General features: G+C 62.1%; 17 protein-coding genes. 9 read left to right on the top strand and 8 right to left on the bottom strand.

Features of this window, described 5'->3' with window-relative positions:
- Nucleotides 1–69 precede the first annotated feature (69 nt).
- A complete protein-coding gene (locus tag AC27VU_RS16355; RefSeq protein WP_045122649.1) occupies nt 70–744 on the bottom strand; it encodes a YciC family protein in 675 nt (224 codons plus the stop codon).
- A gap of 178 nt (nt 745–922) precedes the next feature.
- Between AC27VU_RS16355 and AC27VU_RS16350 the strand changes: the two genes are divergently transcribed.
- From AC27VU_RS16350 to AC27VU_RS16340, 3 genes are all read left to right on the top strand, one after another.
- Nucleotides 923–1,684 carry a DUF2076 domain-containing protein gene (locus tag AC27VU_RS16350; protein WP_488724452.1) on the top strand — a complete coding sequence of 254 codons (762 nt, stop codon included), beginning with the start codon at nt 923–925 and terminating at the stop codon, nt 1,682–1,684.
- A 217-nt stretch (nt 1,685–1,901) separates the two neighbouring features.
- A complete protein-coding gene (locus tag AC27VU_RS16345) occupies nt 1,902–2,381 on the top strand; it encodes a LabA-like NYN domain-containing protein (RefSeq protein ID WP_003228475.1) in 480 nt (159 codons plus the stop codon).
- Between the two features lie 24 nt (nt 2,382–2,405).
- Nucleotides 2,406–3,011 carry a 3'-5' exonuclease gene (locus AC27VU_RS16340; protein WP_488724451.1) on the top strand — a complete coding sequence of 202 codons (606 nt, stop codon included), beginning with the start codon at nt 2,406–2,408 and terminating at the stop codon, nt 3,009–3,011.
- A 135-nt stretch (nt 3,012–3,146) separates the two neighbouring features.
- On the opposite strand, the gene AC27VU_RS16335 is transcribed toward AC27VU_RS16340, so the two are convergent.
- Complete coding sequence (locus AC27VU_RS16335) at nt 3,147–3,599, bottom strand: Lrp/AsnC family transcriptional regulator (protein WP_488724450.1); 453 nt, start codon at nt 3,597–3,599, stop codon at nt 3,147–3,149.
- Nucleotides 3,600–3,761: 162 nt separating this feature from the next.
- Between AC27VU_RS16335 and yedA the strand changes: the two genes are divergently transcribed.
- Both yedA and rhlE1 read left to right on the top strand, forming a co-directional pair.
- On the top strand, nt 3,762–4,703 hold the full coding sequence (gene yedA / locus AC27VU_RS16330) for a drug/metabolite exporter YedA (protein WP_488724449.1): 942 nt from the start codon (nt 3,762–3,764) through the stop codon (nt 4,701–4,703).
- Nucleotides 4,704–4,768: 65 nt separating this feature from the next.
- A complete protein-coding gene (rhlE1, locus tag AC27VU_RS16325; protein ID WP_488724448.1) occupies nt 4,769–6,109 on the top strand; it encodes an RNA helicase RhlE1 in 1,341 nt (446 codons plus the stop codon).
- A gap of 117 nt (nt 6,110–6,226) precedes the next feature.
- Here rhlE1 and AC27VU_RS16320 read toward each other — a convergent pair whose 3' ends face one another.
- Together AC27VU_RS16320 and AC27VU_RS16315 are read right to left on the bottom strand one after the other, a co-directional pair.
- Entirely contained in the window at nt 6,227–7,465 is a 1,239-nt protein-coding gene (locus tag AC27VU_RS16320) for a TIGR03862 family flavoprotein (RefSeq protein ID WP_488724447.1), read from the bottom strand.
- 292 nt (nt 7,466–7,757) lie between these two features.
- Nucleotides 7,758–8,678, bottom strand: coding sequence for a histone deacetylase family protein (locus tag AC27VU_RS16315; protein ID WP_003228470.1), 921 nt, complete (start codon nt 8,676–8,678; stop codon nt 7,758–7,760).
- Between the two features lie 96 nt (nt 8,679–8,774).
- On the opposite strand from AC27VU_RS16315, the gene AC27VU_RS16310 reads away from it, so the two are divergent.
- The 3 genes from AC27VU_RS16310 to AC27VU_RS16300 all read left to right on the top strand — a co-directional run bounded on the left by AC27VU_RS16310 (nt 8,775) and on the right by AC27VU_RS16300 (nt 10,909).
- Entirely contained in the window at nt 8,775–9,344 is a 570-nt protein-coding gene (locus AC27VU_RS16310; RefSeq protein ID WP_003228468.1) for a GNAT family N-acetyltransferase, read from the top strand.
- Between the two features lie 105 nt (nt 9,345–9,449).
- On the top strand, nt 9,450–10,319 hold the full coding sequence (tesB, locus tag AC27VU_RS16305; RefSeq protein ID WP_003228466.1) for an acyl-CoA thioesterase II: 870 nt from the start codon (nt 9,450–9,452) through the stop codon (nt 10,317–10,319).
- The gene (locus AC27VU_RS16300) at nt 10,316–10,909 is read left to right on the top strand and encodes an HAD family hydrolase (RefSeq protein ID WP_488724446.1); all 594 of its coding nucleotides are present in this window, start codon (nt 10,316–10,318) and stop codon (nt 10,907–10,909) included. The genes tesB and AC27VU_RS16300 overlap by 4 nt, the downstream gene beginning before the upstream one ends.
- 115 nt (nt 10,910–11,024) lie before the next feature.
- Here AC27VU_RS16300 and AC27VU_RS16295 read toward each other — a convergent pair whose 3' ends face one another.
- The 4 genes from AC27VU_RS16295 to AC27VU_RS16280 form a co-directional block, all read right to left on the bottom strand.
- Nucleotides 11,025–11,978 (bottom strand): alpha/beta fold hydrolase, encoded by a 954-nt coding sequence (locus tag AC27VU_RS16295; protein ID WP_488724445.1) that lies wholly within the window; start codon nt 11,976–11,978, stop codon nt 11,025–11,027.
- Complete coding sequence (gene ypfJ, locus AC27VU_RS16290) at nt 11,979–12,869, bottom strand: KPN_02809 family neutral zinc metallopeptidase (protein WP_488724444.1); 891 nt, start codon at nt 12,867–12,869, stop codon at nt 11,979–11,981. It lies immediately after the preceding gene.
- A gap of 190 nt (nt 12,870–13,059) precedes the next feature.
- Nucleotides 13,060–13,893, bottom strand: a complete 834-nt coding sequence (locus AC27VU_RS16285; RefSeq protein WP_488724443.1) for an aldo/keto reductase — start codon at nt 13,891–13,893, stop codon at nt 13,060–13,062.
- On the bottom strand, nt 13,877–15,616 hold the full coding sequence (locus AC27VU_RS16280) for an FAD-dependent oxidoreductase (RefSeq protein ID WP_488724442.1): 1,740 nt from the start codon (nt 15,614–15,616) through the stop codon (nt 13,877–13,879). Before AC27VU_RS16280 ends, AC27VU_RS16285 begins: the two co-directional genes overlap by 17 nt.
- A 175-nt stretch (nt 15,617–15,791) precedes the next feature.
- Between AC27VU_RS16280 and AC27VU_RS16275 the strand changes: the two genes are divergently transcribed.
- Entirely contained in the window at nt 15,792–16,568 is a 777-nt protein-coding gene (locus AC27VU_RS16275; protein ID WP_488724441.1) for an IclR family transcriptional regulator, read from the top strand.
- Nucleotides 16,569–16,699: the final 131 nt, after the last annotated feature.

Raw genomic sequence — 16,699 nt, 5'->3', positions numbered from 1 at the left:
GGCTTATCGCGTTACAAAGATGGCTCCGAGCATACCTGACGGTGAACGCTTGGCCCAAGGGCCACGAGGTCAGACCGCGCCGTTACGTTTGTCAGGCAATTCGCTGATCAGCATGAACAGGCGGAACAGCACCACACTGGTGAACAGTTGCAGGAAGCTGTGTGCGCTGTCGATCATGACCGCGATCAGCGGATTCTGTGGATCGGGGTACACCGCCAGCGTCGCGCCCTTGAGCAGCCACAACGGTCCCATCACACACAGAATGCACAGCAGGATGCGCCAGAAATGCCCGCGCGTCAGGCGCAGGCTTTCCTTCATCGCCTGCAACGGCCCCATGCCGCGCAACACCAGCAGGTATTCACCGAACGCGAGCATCACCATCAGCATCAGGCCCGGCAGGAAATACAGCGACAGTCCCAGCAGGATCAGCAACGTATTGAGCGCCGTGAGCAGGGCGAAGCGCGGCCAGAGGCGGGCGGACATCGCCAGCAGGTCGAGAGTGCGCGGGGCTTCGCCACGGGTGCGGGCGTCGAGGAACAGGATCAGCGCAGCGGTGTACAGCGGATACACCAGCAGGCCGACGACCACGCTGGCGGCGGAGAAACTGTCGGGGTCGGTGGCGTGATCCACTACTTGCTGCAGCGCGGCCTCGAAGATCACCAGCGGCAGACACAACTGCACGATGCTGGCCAGATGGCGTTTGAAAAAATACAGCGAGTCGCGCAGTACATCGAAGGCATTCATCAGTCGGTATCGCAGGTCGAAAACAGTGGCTCACTTTAACCGATGATGGGCGGGCCGACACAAACGTAAACATTCGGTAAAGGTCGTTGAAACATCCTGTCACTGCCTCCATTACAGAGGTGCGCCATGTCCACAGTGGACACGGGCAACGTTATCCCCGGCAATCTACGAGGTCGCCATGAACAGCGAAGAGCAAACCCTGATCGATGGACTGTTTTCCCGGCTGCAACAGGCCGAAACGGAGGCAGCCCCGCGCGACGCCCAGGCCGAGGCGCGGATCAAGGAACACCTGACCCGCCAGCCGGCGGCAGGTTATTTCATGACCCAGGCGATTCTGGTGCAAGAGGCAGCGATCAAGAGCCTCGACGAACAGAACAAGCAGCTGACCCAGCAAGTCCAGCAATTGCAGGCTGAACTGCAAGCGGCCAAGTCCCAGAGCGCGGCCCCGGCGCCCAGCGGCGGCGGTGGTTTCCTGTCGAGCATCTTCGGCGGCGGCAGCTCGCGCCCGGCACCTGCCCCGAGCGCTCCGGCTTCCACCGGCGGCTGGCGTGAACCGGCGCCACAACAGAATTTTGGTGCGCCGCCGGCACAACAGAACTGGGGGGCGCCTGCGCCTAACTATGCCCCGCAGCAAGCAGCACCGGCTGCAGGCAGCAGCTTCCTCGGCGGCGCCCTGAAAACCGCCGCTGGCGTGGCCGGTGGCGTGATGCTGGCGCAGGGCATCAGCAGTCTGTTCCATCACAACCAGCAGCCCGAAGAAATCGTTGAAGTGATCAAGGAAGAGCCGGCGCAGGTGGCCGACCAGAGCGGTAACGACTGGGGCAATGATCAGCGTGTGGCCGATAACGGTTTCTCTGGCAATGACCAGGGCGGATTCACTGACACCGACTACAGCGATGACAACTCGTCGTTCTTTGATGACGACGATTCGTTCGTCTGACTAACGGTCAGGCACCAGGCAACACCGTTTCTGTGGCGAGGGAGCTTGCTCCCGCTGGGGCGCGCAGCGGCCCTTTCTTTTAAAAAGAAGGGCCTGCTGCGCAGTCCGGCGGGAGCAAGCTCCCTCGCCACACTGCTTTTTACTGGCATACTGAGCGCCTTTTTCGGGCCTGGTGCCTGATTCCGCTTCGTGCGCTCGCGCGCTCACAGGAATTCCGGTGAAAAAAATCGCAGTGTTCGCCGATGTGCAGAACCTCTACTACACCGTGCGTCAGGCCTATGGTTGCCATTTCAACTACGCCGCATTGTGGGCTGACATCAGCAAGGACGGGCAGATCGTCGAGGCCTATGCCTATGCGATCGACCGTGGCGACAGCAAGCAGCAGCAGTTCCAGCAGATCCTGCGCAACCTCGGTTTCACCGTGAAACTCAAACCCTACATCCAGCGCAGTGATGGCTCGGCCAAGGGCGACTGGGACGTGGGCATCACCCTCGACATCATGGACGCCGCCGACCATGTCGACGAAATCGTCCTGGCCTCCGGTGACGGCGACTTCGACATGCTGCTCGAACGCATCATCAACAAGCACGGCGTGCAGGCAGTGGCCTACGGTGTGCCGGGCCTGACCGCCAACTCGCTGATCCGCGCCGCCAGCCGTTATGTGCCGATCGAAGGCGCGTTGTTGCTCAAAAATTGATTTTTGTTCGGAGTTGAACCCGGTTTGGAACGCATTGCAGTCATCGACTTTGAAACCACCGGCCTGTCGCCGAACAGCAGCTGTCGCGCCACGGAAATCGCCGTGGTCATGCTGGAGAACGGGCGCATCGTCGAGCGTTACCAGAGCCTGATGAACGCTGGCGTGCGCGTCCCCGCGTTCATCGAACAACTGACCGGCATCAGCAACGCGATGCTGCGCAGTGCGCCGCCAGCAGAGCGGGTGATGGAAGAGGTCAACGAATTCGTCGGCTGCACACCGCTGGTGGCGCACAACGCGTCATTCGACCAGAAGTTCTGGGATTTCGAACTGGGGCGGATCAATCGCACCCGCCTGCAGAACTTCGCCTGCTCACTGCTGCTGGCCCGACGCCTGATGCCGGCGGCACCGAATCACAAGCTCGGCACTCTCACCACGTTCGCCCGCCTGCCGCATACCGGCCAGGCGCACAGGGCGATGGCGGACGCCGAGATGGCGGCCAACCTGATGGCGCATCTGGCGGAAGAACTGCGGCACAAGCATGGGGTGCGTGAGCTGAACCACGACCTGCTGTGCAAACTGCAGAAAGTCCCCGCCGCCAAAGTCAGCGAGCATCTACAGCGCTACCGCTGATCCCAAGAACGCCACAAATCCCCTGTGGGAGCGGGCTTGCTCGCGAAAGCGGTGTGTCATTCGGCAAAAATGTTGTCTGACACTCCCTCTTCGCGAGCAAGCCCGCTCCCACATTTGGATCCTCTGAGTTGCTGATTACTTGCCGGTGCCTTCGATATGGCTCAACGGCACGCGCTTCTCTATTGCGCTCGACAACACAATCGAGGTCTTGCTGAAGCCGAACTTCGCCACCCGATTGATCAGCTCTTCCAGCTCCGGCATAGAGCCCACCGCGCCCTTCATCATCACGCACGGATCGCCGGTCACTCGAAAGCATTCGGTCAGTTGCGGGATTTTCACCAGTTCGTCATACACCTTCTGGCTGCCATTCTGGTGCAGGCGCAATTCGATCATGCACTGGATCGGCAAGCCGATTTTCGACAGGTCGATGTTTGCCTGATACCCGGTGATCACCCCGGCTGCTTCAAGTTTGGCGACGCGTTCGGCCACCGCCGGGGCAGACAGGTTCACCTTGCGCGCCAGATCGGCGTAGGACGCGCGACCGTTTTCCAACAGGGCGCTGAGCAGCATGCGGTCGTATTTGTCCAAGGCCGGACTCCTGAAATTGCCAGACTTTCGAAATCGCGGTTAATCCCGTCGATCTCCGTTGTTTCAAAAGTGTACCGGCGCGATAAACAGGTTTTGTAACTTATTTTTGCCCACGGGCCTTTCTAGAATATTCGGACCCTGCCTCTGACTGTCGAGCTGCCCATGCCTGCCTTGCGCCGTTTTTCTCTGCCGCTGATCGCCGCGTTTTTCGCGCTGTACGTGATTTGGGGATCGACCTATCTGGTGATCCGTATCGGCGTCGAATACTGGCCGCCACTGATGCTCGGCGGCGTGCGCTTCGTGATTGCCGGCAGCCTGATGTATGCCTTCCTGCGCTGGCGCGGGGCGCCAGCGCCGACCTGGGCGCAGTGGAAAGCGGCGGGGATCATCGGGATTTTGCTGCTCAGTTTCGGTAACGGCGCGGTCAGTGTCGCCGAGCACAGCGGCGTGGCGTCCGGCGTGGCCGCGTTGGCGGTGGCGACGGTGCCGTTGTTCACCTTGCTCTGCGGCTATTTCTGGGGCGCGCGCAATACTCGGCTGGAGTGGGCCGGGGTGGCGCTGGGGATTATCGGCATCGCCATGCTCAACATGGGTTCCAACCTGCAATCGAGCCCGATGGGCGCGGCGCTGCTGATTTTTGCGGCGGCAACCTGGGCGTTCGGTTCGGTGTGGAGCAAACACCTGCCGTTGCCGCAAGGGGCGATGGCCAGTGCCGTAGAGATGCTGGTGGGCGGCGTGGTGCTGCTGATCGGCAGCGCGGTCAGCGGCGAACACCTGCAAGCCTTGCCGCCGGTGGAAGGCTGGCTGGCCTTGGGTTATCTGATTTTCTTCGGCTCGATCATCGCCTTCAATTCCTACATGTACCTGCTCAAGCACGTGCGTCCGGCAGCGGCCACCAGTTATGCCTACGTCAACCCGGCAGTGGCGGTGTTGCTGGGGATCGTGTTTGTTGGCGAGAGCATCGGCATGGAAGAAGCGCTGGCGATGCTGGTGATCATCAGCGCGGTGGTGCTGATCGGTCTGCCGCAGTGGCGGCGCCCGGCGCGGCCGCTCGTCGTGGAGACGCCGAAGACCGCCATTCCAGCAGAGCAACGTGTGAATTAGGGTAAACTGCGCGCCATTGCACCCTTGTTTTGCGCAACCGCGCTGATTTTTCCTACGGTACTCCCATGACTTTCGCCTCCCTTGGCCTGATCGAACCCTTGCTGCGCTCCCTCGAGAAGCTCGGCTACCAGACTCCAACGCCGGTCCAGGCGCAAGCCATTCCGGCCGTTCTGGCCGGTCGCGACCTGATGGCTGCGGCCCAGACCGGTACCGGCAAGACCGCCGGTTTCGCCTTGCCGCTGTTGCAGTTGCTGGCCATGGAAGGGCCGAAAGTGGCCGCCAATTCGGCGCGTGCGCTGATTTTGGTGCCGACCCGCGAGCTGGCGGAGCAGGTTCATGAGTCGGTGCGCCAATACGCTGAAAACCTGCCATTGCGCACGTATGCGGTGTACGGCGGCGTCAGCATCAACCCGCAGATGATGAAGCTGCGCGGCGGCGTTGATGTGCTGGTCGCCACGCCTGGTCGCCTGATCGACCTGTTCCGCCAGAACGCGTTGAAACTCGATCAGTTGCAAACCCTGGTGCTGGATGAAGCCGACCGCATGCTCGACCTGGGCTTCTCCGAAGAACTGGCGAACATTTACCGCATGCTGCCGAAGAAGCGCCAGACGCTGCTGTTCTCTGCGACCTTCTCCGATGACATCCGCCTGCTCGCCGGGCAGATGCTCAACGATCCGCTGAGTATCGAAGTCAGCCCGCGCAACGTCGCGGCCAACACCGTCAAGCAGTGGGTGGTGACGGTGGACAAGAAGCGCAAGCCGGAACTGTTCGTGCACCTGATGCGCAAGAACAAGTGGAAGCAGGTGCTGGTGTTCGCCAAGACCCGCAATGGCGTCGATGCGCTGGTGGAAAAACTCCAGGGCCTGGGCATCAACGCCGACGGCATCCATGGCGACAAACCGCAGGCGACCCGTCAGCGTGCGCTGGATCGTTTCAAACTCAGCGAAGTGCAGATTCTGGTGGCGACCGACGTCGCTGCCCGTGGTCTGGATATCGAAGATTTGCCGCTGGTGGTCAACTTCGACCTGCCGATTGTGGCCGAGGATTACATTCACCGCATCGGTCGTACTGGCCGTGCGGGCGCGACGGGCGAGGCGATCTCGCTGGTGTGCGCGGATGAAGTGAACATGCTTTCGGCAATCGAGATGCTCACGCGTCAGACCTTGAAGCGCCATAACGAGCCGGACTTCGAGCCCGAGCACCGCGTGCCGGATACCGACGCCAGCGGTCAGGTGATCAAGAAGCCGAAGAAACCGAAAAAGCCGAAGACGTCCGGTGGCGGTGGCGGCAAGCGCAATCTCGGTAAATGGGTCGACAGCGGCGAGACTCAGGCGCCCGAGCCTTCGATCAAGCCTGTACGCAAGGTGCCGGTGTTCAACACTGGGCCGCGTAAGCGCAAGCCTTGATCTGATGGGGTGTCTGTAAGGACGCCTTCGCGAGCAAGCCCGCTCCCACATGGGCCTTCATTGAAATGGAGATCTCCTGTGGGAGCGGGCTTGCTCGCGAAGGGCGCGCCGCGGTCCTCAGTCCTTGCGCAACCACTCCAGCATCCCAAAACCCGCAGATCGCCCGCTGGCAAAACACCCGGTCAACAGATAGCCGCCCGTCGGCGCTTCCCAATCCAGCATCTCGCCCGCACAGAACACCCCCGGCAACGCCTTGAGCATCAAACGCTGATCCAGCGCTTCGAACATCACGCCACCGGCACTGCTAATCGCTTCGTCCAGCGGCCGCGTTTTTACCAAAGTCAGCGGTAACGCCTTGATCGCCCGCGCCAACAGCGCCGGATCAGCAAACGTTGCTGCATCGCTCAGCTCTCGCAACAACGCCGCTTTCACCCCATCAATCCCGACCTGACTGTGCAGATGCTTGGCCATCGAACGCGAGCCGCGTGGTTTGCTCAACGCGGCCTGTAATTTATCCACAGGACGGCCGGGCAGCAGATCGATGTGCACCGTGGCTGAGCCATGCGCATTGATCGCTTCGCGAATCGATGCCGACAGCGCATAGATCAGGCTGCCTTCAAACCCGGTCGCGGTGACCACGCATTCGCCCAGGCGCGGGATATCGTCGTTCAAACCGATGGCGACATTTTTCAGCGGTGCGCCGGCGAATTTACTGACAAGAAACTCGCTCCAGGCCTCCACTTCGAATCCGCAATTGCTCGGTTGTAACGGCGCCAGTCCTACGCCTTTTTGCTCAAGGGGCAGCATCCACGCGCCATTCGAACCCAGCCGCGACCAACTGCCGCCGCCAAGGGCGAGCAGGGTGGCGTCGGGTTTGACGGTGATTTCGCCGTCGGGGCTGGCGATGCGCAGCGCACCGTGTTCATCCCAGCCGAGCCAGCGATGGCGGGTGTGGATAACCACGCCGCTGTCGCGCAGGCGCTTGAGCCAGGCGCGCAGCAGCGGCGCGGCTTTCATATCGGTGGGGAATACCCGGCCGGAGCTGCCGATAAAGGTTTCGATGCCCAGATCATGGATCCAGCGGCACAACGCGTCGGCGTCGAAACTGCGCAGTAACGGCGCGATCTGCGGCGCGCGTTCGGCGTAGCGCGCGAGGAACGCCGGGTAAGGCTCGGAGTGGGTGATGTTCATGCCGCCGACCCCGGCCAGCAGGAACTTGCGACCGACCGAGGGCATGCCGTCATACAGATCGACGCGCACGCCGGCCTGGCTCAGCACTTCGGCGGCCATCAGGCCGGCGGGGCCACCGCCGATGATGGCGACGTGAGCGGGGAGGGGGGCGGAAGTCTGGGTCATGGCGTGCGCTGCGGTATGGCGGGATAAGGCGCGCATTCTAACAGCGCAGATCGATGTGGGAGATCTCTGTGGGAGCGAGCTTGCTCGCGAAGACGTCGGTAGATTCAACATCCAGTTGACTGACACGCCGCCTTCGCGAGCAAGCTCGCTCCCACAGGGGTATTTAGTGGATTCGATACCTGGTTAAAAATTAGTCAGTGTGCTGCAGGCCATGAGGGGTATGGGCTGTAGTCCCTTTCGCTCAGGTTATCCACAGGCCGTTCCACAGCCATTGTGGGTAACGCAGCACAGCTTAGTGACAACCGTGTGACGTCCAGACCCGTTGCGCACTGTGATGGAGGATGCCGTGGCGGCGGGCGAGGGCGTGGCGATCCTTGCTGTAGCCGCCGCCGATCACGCCAACCACCGGGATGTCGCGGCCCAGACAGTGACGCATCACGCTTTCATCGCGGGCGGCGACGCCTTCGTCTGTCAGTTGCAGATAACCGAGGGCGTCGTCCTTGTGCACATCGACGCCGGCGTCGTACAGCACCAGGTCCGGTTGATACAGCGGCAGCAGGTAGTTGAGCGTGTCATCCACCACCTGCAGATAGTCGGCATCGCCCATACCTTTGGGCAGCGGAATGTCCCAGTCGCTTTCGGCCTTGCGTGCCGGAAAGTTCTTTTCGCAGTGCAGGGAAACGGTGATCGCCTCCGGTGTGTCCTGCAGGATCCGTGCGGTGCCGTCGCCCTGATGCACGTCGCAATCGAAGATCAGCACTCGGTTCACCCGACCGCTTTGCAGCAGGTAATGGCTGATGATCGCCAGGTCGTTGAAGATGCAGAACCCGGCCGGGTAGTCGTAGTGGGCGTGATGGGTGCCGCCGGCCAGGTGACAGGCCAGACCATGCTCCAGGGCTTTTTCCGCCGCCAGAATCGAGCCACCGACCGCACGCACCGTGCGCCGCGCCAAGGCTTCGTTCCATGGCAGGCCGAGGCGCCGCTGGTCTTCACGGGACAACTCGCCGCTCATGTAACGTTCGATATAGCGACGGTCATGGGCCAGGGCGAGGATGTCGTTGGGACAGATCTCGGGACGCAGCAGGTCGGCGTCGCGGGTCAGGCCGCTGTCGACCAGGTGATCGCGCAGCAAGCGGAACTTGTCCATGGGAAAGCGGTGATCCGCCGGAAACTCGGGGCTGTAGTCTTCGTGGTAGATCAGCGGCAGTGGCATGGTGATTTCGTATGGCTGTTGAAGATTGGGAACGCAGGAAAGAGTGAACGATCCTACCAGCGATGTAGACTTGCGGCATGGAAATGGAGGGGCATGATGGAGCCGATTCAGCAACTCGAAAGCGCACGCCTGTTGATGCGTCAGTGGCGCGACGAGGATTTGCCGGCATTTGCGGCGATGTGCGCCGATCCGCAGGTGATGCGCTACTTTCCGGCCCCGCTCAGCCGCCTGGAAAGTGCGTCAATGATCGGCCGGGTGCGCGGGCATTTTGCCGAGCACGGTTTCGGTCTGTGGGCGCTGGAGCGCAAGGACAGCGGTGAGTTCATCGGTTTTACCGGTCTGGGTGTGGTCGGTTTCGACGCGCCGTTCACTCCGGCGGTGGAAATCGGCTGGCGTCTGGCCCGCGAGCATTGGGGCCTTGGTTATGCCAGTGAGGCGGCGTGGACGGCATTGCGCGCAGGCTTTGATCGGCTGGGGCTGAAGGAGATCGTTTCTTTCACCGCGCAGAGCAATCTGCCTTCGGAGAAAGTCATGCAGGCGATTGGCATGCAGCACGATCCGGCCGATGATTTCGATCACCCCAAAGTTGCCGTCGATCACCCGTTGCGCCGGCATCTGTTGTACCGAATCACCAGGGAGCAATGGCTGCAAACCCTGCATGGCTAAGCCGACACGGACGTTTACAATGGCGCGACAGTGGCTCGCGCCAGAACCTGAATGGGCCGCCGCAGCCAAGACTGCGCGGCATAGCGTTGTGTGAGGAGAGTCTGAATGAGCCAAGTGTTGGAAGATCTGGTCGACCTGCTGACCCTGGAGCCGATCGAGGAAAACCTGTTCCGTGGCCGCAGCCAGGACTTGGGTTTCCGTCAGTTGTTCGGCGGGCAGGTGCTCGGTCAGTCGCTGTCAGCGGCCAGTCAGACGGTTGAAGAGGCGCGCCATGTGCATTCGATGCACGGCTATTTCCTGCGCCCGGGCGATGCCAAGTTGCCGGTGGTGTATTCGGTGGATCGCGTGCGTGATGGCGGCAGCTTCAGCACCCGTCGGGTCACGGCCATCCAGAAAGGCCACCCGATCTTCACCTGCAGCGCTTCGTTTCAGTATGACGAGGCAGGCTTTGAGCACCAGAGCCAGATGCCGGTGGTGGTCGGCCCGGAAAACCTGCCGTCGGAGCTGGAACTGACCCAGCAACGGGCGCACCTGATCCCCGAGCATATGCGCGAAAAACTGCTGTGCCCGAAACCGATCGAAGTGCGCCCGGTCACTGAAAAAGACCCGTACAACCCACAACCGGCCGATCCGGTGAAATACGTGTGGTTCCGTGCCGACGGCGCGTTGGCGGATATTCCGGCGCTGCACAAATACCTGCTGGCCTATGCCTCGGACTTCGGTTTGCTGACCACTTCGATGCTGCCGCACGGCAAGTCGGTCTGGCAGAAAGACATGCAGGTCGCCAGCCTCGATCACGCGCTGTGGTTCCACAATGATCTGCGCGCCGATGACTGGCTGCTCTATGCGATGGACAGTCCGTGGGCCGGCAATTCCCGGGGTTTCTCCCGTGGCAGCGTGTACAACCGCGCCGGGCAACTGGTGGCGTCGGTGACCCAGGAAGGCCTGATTCGTCACCGCAAGGACTGGGCATGAGCCTGAGCGATGTGAAGCACTGGGTGTTCGACATGGACGGCACCCTGACCGTCGCCGTGCATGACTTTGCGGCGATTCGCGTGGCGCTGGCGATTCCGCCCGAGGACGACATTCTCACCCACCTCGCTTCGCTGCCGGCCGAGGAGGCCGCGGCGAAACACGCGTGGTTGCTGGAGCATGAGCGCGATCTGGCGCTGGGTTCGAAACCGGCTGCCGGTGCGGTGGAACTGGTGCGCGACCTGCACGGGCGTGGCTATCGCCTGGGCATTCTGACCCGCAATGCGCGGGAACTCGCGCATGTGACGCTCGAAGCCATCGGCCTGGCCGACTGCTTCGCCGTGGAAGATGTACTGGGCCGCGATGAAGCGCCACCGAAGCCGCATCCCGGCGGATTGCTGAAACTGGCCGAAGCCTGGAACGTTCCGGCCAACGAGATGGTGATGGTCGGGGACTACCGCTTCGACCTCGATTGCGGACGGGCGGCAGGGGCGCGGACGGTGCTGGTGAATCTGCCGGACAACCCGTGGCCGGAGCTGACGGATTGGCATGCGCAGGATTGTGTCGAGTTGCGGCGGATGCTTTTGGCCTGAGATCTTCGGTGCCTGTCAGATTGCCTTCGCGAGCAAGCTCGCTCCCACAGGGGAATGCATTCCAACTGTGGGAGCGAGCTTGCTCGCGAAGAGGCCAGATCATCCACCGCACAACTTACTGCTCAAACAGCGCTTTCTGCCCCTCCGGCGACGTCAACATCCCATCGCCGTTATGCCCGACACCGGGCACTTCCACCAGCCGCTGATTCACCCCTTCCGGATGGCGGCGCAGCAGGTAACTGAAAAACGCCTTGCCCCGCTCCAGTCGATACGCGCCCTGCGCCTCGGCGGCGCAACTCTTGTCCAGCGCCGGATGTTGCGGGTCGGTGTCCTGCTGCCCCAGCAGATAAATCACCTCGCGTTTGATGTAACTGCTTTCAAGCTGCATCGGCGTTTGCCCACCGGCGTACACCGGCATATCGCTCAGACCGTACTTCCAGCGATTGAAGCCCGGGCACTGTGTGTGATCGAACGCCACTGGCCGCTGTTCGTTGAAATAAGCGTACGACGACGGATTGGCCACCACATACCGCAGGCGAATACCGTTGGTTTTCAGCGCTGGCTGATCCTTGGCCAGCAGGGCGTAGCGCTGCACCACTTGTCCGCCACCGGAATGGCCGAAAATCACGATCTGCTGCACATCCGGAAACTGTTTGCGATCACTGACCCGGGCGACGATGGCGTCGAGTGCGGCGTAGGAGCTCAGCGGCTTCGGCCCTGTGGATAAACCGCCGCCCATCCACTCGTTGCCTTTCCAGCGCAGCAAAGTGTTGGGCAGGGAGTACAGGGCGACGTCGCTTTCGTTGAGAAACTGCGGCGCGATCACCAGCGTGTGCGCCGTTTGCCCGGCCAGTTCAGTGGCGCGCTCGGCACTCTTGCGGTAGGTCTCGGCGTTGCGCAGACGACCGTGAATGACGATCAGCACCCGCTCGATTTTTTCCGGTGCCGGGCTGATGCCGACGGCCATTTCGCCGGCCTCGAATTGCAGGCGTCCGGGGCTGATGGCATCGACGCCCGCCGCGTGGGCGTGGCCGCCGATGATCAGTAAAGCCAAAAGCCATTTGCGCATTTACAGGTTTTTCGCCGCGAAGGTATCGCACTGGCCGACCTGGCCTTGGGCGAAACCGGTTTTGAACCAGCGCACCCTTTGCGCCGACGTGCCATGGGTAAACGAGTCCGGCACCACACGGCCCTGACCCTGTTGTTGCAGGCGATCATCACCGATGGCGTTGGCCGCATTCAAGGCCTCTTCGACGTCACCCGGTTCCAGCCAGTTCAGGCGCTTCTGCGCATGGTAGGCCCAGACGCCGGCGAGGCAGTCGGCCTGCAGTTCCTGGCGCACCAGCAAACCGCCGTCGCCCTGCATCTGCCGGCCTTGCTGACGGGCCGCCTGAATTTTTGCCGAGACGCCGAGCAGCGTCTGCACATGGTGGCCGACTTCGTGCGCGATCACGTAGGCCTGGGCGAAATCGCCGGCAGCCTTGAAGCGCTGGGCCATTTCCTGGAAGAAGGCCATGTCCAGATAGACTTTCTGATCGGCCGGGCAATAGAACGGGCCGGTCGCCGAAGTCGCCAGACCGCAGGCGGAATTCACCCGATTGCTGAACAGCACCAGGGTCGGGTCCTTATATTGGCGGCCGGCCTGCTGGAAAATCGCGCCCCAGGTGTCTTCGGTATCGCCAAGGATCGACCGCACGAATTCGGCCTGCTGGTCGTTGGCCGGTGGCGCCTGTCGGGTTTGCGTCGAGGCCGGTGCCGATTGCTCGGTCATTTGCCCGGTGAGCTGGCCGAGGATCTGCAACGGATCCTGGCCGGTGATCCAGCCGATGCCGACGATCAACAGGATCGCCCCCAGGCTCAGACCCTTGCCGCCACCGAAACGCATGCCGCCGCCACCGCGGGTATCATCGCCACGGGCATCGACGACGTTGTCACTGCGTCGGCCTTTTTTCCATAGCATGTGGGAAATCCTCTTTCTGTACGTGGTGATGAGTGTTGCTGGTGTGAGAGTGTGGCGCCAGTCCGGTCGTCCGTCTATTCGAGCACACGCCAACAGGCCCGGCCTCGGGTGACGAGGGCGGGCCTGTTATTGACGAGCGTGTACGCGACTAATTCAATCCGTTGGCGGATTTCTCTCGGCGCGCTGTGCGTCAGCGATCGAAGGCATCCCACACCGGGGCGAAATCCGGGCTGACCTGACGCTGGTTCTTCGGCAGTGCGGCGATCAGTGCGCGGTCTTCAGCGTCCAGTTCAACCTGCAGCGAAGCCAGGTTCGCCAGTTGATTGGCCCGGCTGCTGGCCTTGGGAATCGCCGCGACGTTGGGCTGATCCAGCAGCCATTTCAATGCGACCTGAGTCGGCAGCACGCCGTGTTTTTCGGCAATCTGCTGAATCTGTGGAATCTCCGAGACCTTGTTACGCGCCAATGGCGTGTAGGCCGTCAGTGCCAGATCGTGTTGGCGGGCGTAGTCGAGCAGGGCGTTCTGGCCGAGGAGGACGTGGTACTCGACCTGGATCGCCGAGAGGGGAATACCGTATTCCTCGACGACTGTGCGCAGCAGCGGCAGAGGAAAATTCGCCACACCGATATTGCGTGCCAGGCCCTGTTCCTTGAACGAGGCCAACGTGTCGAGGGTGCGCGGCAGATCCCAGTCGGTGCTCGGCCAGTGGATCATGAACAGGTCGACGTACTCGCTGCGCAAGGCCTTGAGGCTGCGCTGCATCGAGTGGCGCATCGCGTCGGGTTGCAACTGATCCCACCAGACCTTGGTGGTGACATGAATCTGCTCGCGGGGTGTCGGTGTGTTCGCCAATGCTTGTCCGACGGCGTCTTCGTTGTTGTAGGCCGCTGCCGTGTCGATGTGCCGATAGCCAAGTTCCAGCGCTTGCTCCACGGCGCGGGTGCATTCGTCGCCGAGCATCGGCCAGGTGCCAAGGCCGAGTTTCGGCATGTTCAAACCCTGGGCGTTAACGATGTGCTGCATGGTCGATCTCCTGTTCGAAAGCAGTGATGCCGGCGATATGCCGGGCGGCGATGTAGCCGAAAGTCAGCGCCGGGCCGAGGTTGATCCCGCCCGCCGGATAGTGCCCGCCCATGATGCTGGCCATGTCGCCACCGGCGGCGTAGAGCCCGGCGATGGGGCGGGCATGGGCGTCGAGCACTTGCGCATGCGGGTTGACCTTGAGCCCGGCAAAGGTGCCGAAGCAGCCCGGTTGGACTTTCACGGCATAGAAGGGGCCTGTCTCTATTGGGGCAACGCAAGGGTTGGGAAGGTTCGCCGGATCGCCCTGTTTGCGGTTATAGGGCGTTGCGCCGCGACCGAACAACAGGTCCTCGCCGTAGCGTGCATGGCGGTTGTAGTCCTCTACCGTGTGGCGCAACCCGCTGGGATCGATACCGCAGGCGCTGGCCAATTCTTCAAGGGTGTTGCCGGTTTTCAGATAGCCGCTGCGGATAAATCCTGACACCGGCACGGGAAACGGCCGCGACATGCCCAAGCCATAACGCCGTTGAAAGGCGCGGGTGCAGATCAGCCAGGAGGCGACTTCTTCGCCTTCAGGCGTAGCGGCAACCATGGCGCTGACGTAGTCGTAGTAACCGTTGGCTTCGTTGACGAAGCGTTGGCCGTTGCGCAGTACGCCAATAATTCCCGGCTTGCCGCGTTCGATGATGTGTGGGAAATGGCCGATGCTGCCGTCGGCATGGGGCACTTGCGAGACCGGCGCCCAGGCCACGGGCGAAGCCACGTCGGTGTTGACCGTGGCGCCGACACTTTCGCCCAGGCGCAGGCCGTCGCCATTCACCGCCAGCGGCGGCAGTGCCCAGTGTTCATGACCCGTGGGCGTGCGCGGAAACAAGGCCTTGCGTCGCTCGATGTCGTTGGCAAATCCACCGGCGGCCAGCACCACGGCTTTGCGTGCATGAATGCGGATCGGGCCTTTGGCGCTGCTGACCACCGCGCCGCAAACCCCTGCTTCATCGCGCAGCAGTTCGGTCACCGGTGCCGACGCCCAGAGCAGGACGCCAAGGTCCTCGGCGGACTTCGCCAGTCGTGCGACCAGCGCCACACCGTTGACCAGTTGCATGGCCCGGCCGTGTACCGCGAGGTCAAGCAAGTGCCGGGTAAAACGCCGGGTTACGTGCCACGCGGCTTTCAGTGATCGGCTGAGATTGAGGAACGCCGCAAGGTCGGCGCCGGCCATGATTGGCATGCCCATGAAGGACGTTTCGCGCATGGTTGTGCGCAAACGCTTGAGCAGGCGTCCGACCTTTCGCCCGTCGTAAGGCGCCGCGATGACTGAGCGACCGCCCGTGCCCGCGCCGGGTGTATCGCCATGAATGTCGGCGATGGCGTTGCCGTCGGCAAATTGCAGAGCGGTGTGCTGTTCGAAAAACGCGACCATGCGCGGCCCGGCGGTGAGGAAGGCATCGACCATTGCCGGGTCGTAATGCTCGCCGAGTTCGTGGCGCAGGTAAGTGCGCGGTTGCTCAACGTCCTCGACGATGCCGGCGCGCCGGGCCAGCGGATTGCACGGCACCCATGCCCAGCCGCCGGACCACGCAGTGGCACCACCGAATACCGGATCTTTTTCAACCACGATGACTTTCAGACCATGCCACGCCGCAGTGACCGCTGTGGATAAACCGGCGGCTCCGGAGCCGACGACCAGAACGTCGCAGTCGATTTCGGGAAGTTCGGCAGGCATCAGGCAAAGCTCCGCAGCTGGATTTATTGGAATTTGATTCCAGAAATTAATCAATGAAGCGTGGCTGCAACAAGGCTTGTTTCAGTAAAGTGGGCGGTTATCGCCCGGCCAGTTCCGGATTTCGCTTTGCGTGAGATGTCTTTTAGAATCGGTAAAATTTCACTTGGATTTCCCCATGGCCGGCAGTCAGATCGAACGGGTTTTCAGCGTGCTGGAAAGCCTCACCAGTGAGCCGCGCGGGCTGCCGATGCAGACCCTCGCCGAGCAACTGGACATCCCGAAAAGTGCCACTCACCGCATGCTCGCCGAGCTGATTCGCCTGGGTTACGTGCGGCAGAATGCCGACACTTTGCGCTATCACTTGTCGACCAAACTGGTGGCGATGGGGTTTCAGTATCTGTCGAGCAGCGGTGCCGACATCGTGCAACCGGTGTTGGATCGACTGGCTCAGGAAACCGGTGAACTGGTGCGTCTGGGGGTGATCGATGGCGAGCGCCAGACCTGGATCGCCAAGGCACAGGGCGCACGGACGGGCTTGCGTTATGACCCGGACATGGGCCGCGATGCGCCGCTGTTCTACACCGCCTCCGGGCATGCGTGGCTGGCGTGCATGAGCGATGCCGAGGCGTTGTCGCTGGTCGAGCGCCAGGGCGCGGAAGTACCGGTGGGCGTCGGGCCGAATGCGCCGCGCTCCAATATCGAACTGCTGGAGCGCCTGCGCCTGGCGCGGGAACAGGGTTATGCCTGTGTCGAGGAAAGTTCGGCGGTGGGCACCTCGGCGATTGCCGCGGTGGTCAAGCATCCGGTGGACGGGCGAGTGATCGGCGTAATGAGCATTGCCGGGCCAAGCGCACGGATGCCCGGCGCGCGACTGCACGAATTGGCGCCGTTGCTGGTGAAGTTCACCGAGGAATTGTCGGCGGCGAGTCTGGCGTCTGAATTGTTCGTCTGACTCGCACCGATCCCTGTAGGAGCTGCCGCAGGCTGCGATCTTTTGATCTTGAAAATCAAAGTCAAAAGATCGCAGCCTGCGGCAGCTCCTACAGGTTGAGCGTCAAGTACAAAATTGTGCGGTGTTCGCAC

The organism is Pseudomonas sp. 14P5.3.2, assembly GCF_057799175.1.
Note: the sequence above shows the minus strand (reverse complement) of the source record. Positions and strands in the feature narration are given on the sequence as shown.

Bases quoted from the DNA above. Each gene is read 5' to 3' on its own strand.
- AC27VU_RS16355 (WP_045122649.1), bottom strand. From the start codon at position 744: ATGAATGCCTTCGATGTACTGCGCGACTCGCTGTATTTTTTCAAACGC.
- AC27VU_RS16350 (WP_488724452.1), top strand. From the start codon at position 923: ATGAACAGCGAAGAGCAAACCCTGATCGATGGACTGTTTTCCCGGCTG.
- yedA (WP_488724449.1), top strand. From the start codon at position 3,762: ATGCCTGCCTTGCGCCGTTTTTCTCTGCCGCTGATCGCCGCGTTTTTC.
- rhlE1 (WP_488724448.1), top strand. From the start codon at position 4,769: ATGACTTTCGCCTCCCTTGGCCTGATCGAACCCTTGCTGCGCTCCCTC.
- AC27VU_RS16320 (WP_488724447.1), bottom strand. From the start codon at position 7,465: ATGACCCAGACTTCCGCCCCCCTCCCCGCTCACGTCGCCATCATCGGC.
- AC27VU_RS16315 (WP_003228470.1), bottom strand. From the start codon at position 8,678: ATGCCACTGCCGCTGATCTACCACGAAGACTACAGCCCCGAGTTTCCG.
- AC27VU_RS16310 (WP_003228468.1), top strand. From the start codon at position 8,775: ATGGAGCCGATTCAGCAACTCGAAAGCGCACGCCTGTTGATGCGTCAG.
- tesB (WP_003228466.1), top strand. From the start codon at position 9,450: ATGAGCCAAGTGTTGGAAGATCTGGTCGACCTGCTGACCCTGGAGCCG.
- AC27VU_RS16300 (WP_488724446.1), top strand. From the start codon at position 10,316: ATGAGCCTGAGCGATGTGAAGCACTGGGTGTTCGACATGGACGGCACC.
- AC27VU_RS16295 (WP_488724445.1), bottom strand. From the start codon at position 11,978: ATGCGCAAATGGCTTTTGGCTTTACTGATCATCGGCGGCCACGCCCAC.
- ypfJ (WP_488724444.1), bottom strand. From the start codon at position 12,869: ATGCTATGGAAAAAAGGCCGACGCAGTGACAACGTCGTCGATGCCCGT.
- AC27VU_RS16285 (WP_488724443.1), bottom strand. From the start codon at position 13,893: ATGCAGCACATCGTTAACGCCCAGGGTTTGAACATGCCGAAACTCGGC.
- AC27VU_RS16280 (WP_488724442.1), bottom strand. From the start codon at position 15,616: ATGCCTGCCGAACTTCCCGAAATCGACTGCGACGTTCTGGTCGTCGGC.
- AC27VU_RS16275 (WP_488724441.1), top strand. From the start codon at position 15,792: ATGGCCGGCAGTCAGATCGAACGGGTTTTCAGCGTGCTGGAAAGCCTC.